This is a genomic window from Mesorhizobium sp. M7A.F.Ca.AU.002.02.1.1 (assembly GCF_003998535.1).
Taxonomy (GTDB): domain Bacteria; phylum Pseudomonadota; class Alphaproteobacteria; order Rhizobiales; family Rhizobiaceae; genus Mesorhizobium; species Mesorhizobium ciceri.
Window position 1 is genome coordinate 1 of sequence record NZ_RZPB01001180.1, and the last position, 1267, is coordinate 1267.

The following is a 1267-nucleotide window of genomic DNA, read 5'->3' on the forward strand; positions in this document are numbered from 1 at the left end:
ACGATGTAGACCGCCTGGAAAAGCAGCGCCAAGGTCGGCAGCACGGTCGGGTCGCGAACGGGCGGGCCGGCGAGAGGCAGCACCAATACGCCCACGATCGCTGCCCCGGCGAGCTGGTAAAGCAGCAGCTTCTCGGCGCTCGCCTCGACCAGCTTCGACCGCTTGATGAGGATGTTGGTCAAAGCCCAGAAGAATCCGGAGCCAAGGCTCAGCAGATCGCCGAACAGCATGTCTCCGCCGCCGCCAAGCTTGTCGGAAAACACCGCGGCAAGGCCGGCAAAGGCCAGCAGCAGGCCAAGGAATTTTCTCAACGTGATCTGCTCGCCGAGCAGGAAATGGCCGCCGAGCAGCATCCAGAACGGCATGGTGTTGACCAGCAGCGTGTTGCGGGCAACGGTCGTATGCTCCAGGCCGACATAGAGGCAAAGGAACTCGATGCCGAAAAGCGCGCCAACCAAGATGCCGGCGAGCAAGGTCCCGTCGCGCGTGAAAAGCGCGATGCCGCGCCACCGGCACCAGGCAAAGACACACATGCCGCCGATGATCGAGCGCGCGATCGACAGGAAAACCGGATCATAGCCAGCGTAGGAGATCTTGGCGGCGACGTAATTCAGCCCCCAGGAAAAGGTCAGCCCGACCATGATCGCGGCGGCGGCCAGGTCGACCGTGTCGCGCCGGTCGAGCGCGTCGGTGGCGCCGCTCACGATCAGTCCTCCGCGCTGGCGTCGTCGAAGCCGATCAGGTTCCAGCTCTGGCGCATATGCGGTGGCATTGGCGCCGTGACATCGATGACGCCCTTGTCGGGATGCGGAATGATGATGCGGCGGGCGTGCAGATGCAGGCGGTTTTGAATGCCCCCGGGAAAGTCCCAATTGGTGTCGGCCTCGAAATATTTCGGATCGCCCAGGATCGGGCAGCCGATGTAGGCGTCATGAACGCGAAGCTGGTGGGTGCGGCCGGTATAAGGCTCCATCTCCAGCCAGGTCATCGTCTGCGCCGCCTGCTCGATGATCCGGTAATAAGAGACGGCGTGGTCGGCGCCCTTTTCGCCATGCGCGGCGACCCGCACGCGGTCACCGTCCGGCGTCGGCTCCTTGATCAGCCAGGTCGAGATCTTGTCCTCGCGCTTGGGCGGCACGCCCTTGACCAGCGCCCAATAGGTCTTCTTGGTCTCGCGGGCGCGAAATGCTTCCGAGAGCTTCATGGCGGCCAGTCGGGTGCGGGCGACGACCAGCACGCCCGAAGTGTCGCGGTCAAGCCTGTGAAC

The 1267-nt window shown here is 64.0% G+C and carries 2 protein-coding genes; both read right to left on the reverse strand.

Translation table 11 applies throughout. The annotated features are described in order from the left end of the window. A partial coding sequence (locus tag EN879_RS36265) for a DMT family transporter (protein ID WP_164774855.1) occupies positions 1 to 704 on the reverse strand: 704 nt, incomplete at its 3' end. A gap of 2 nt (positions 705 to 706) precedes the next feature. Continuing rightward, a partial coding sequence (locus tag EN879_RS36270; RefSeq protein WP_164774856.1) for an RluA family pseudouridine synthase occupies positions 707 to 1267 on the reverse strand: 561 nt, incomplete at its 5' end.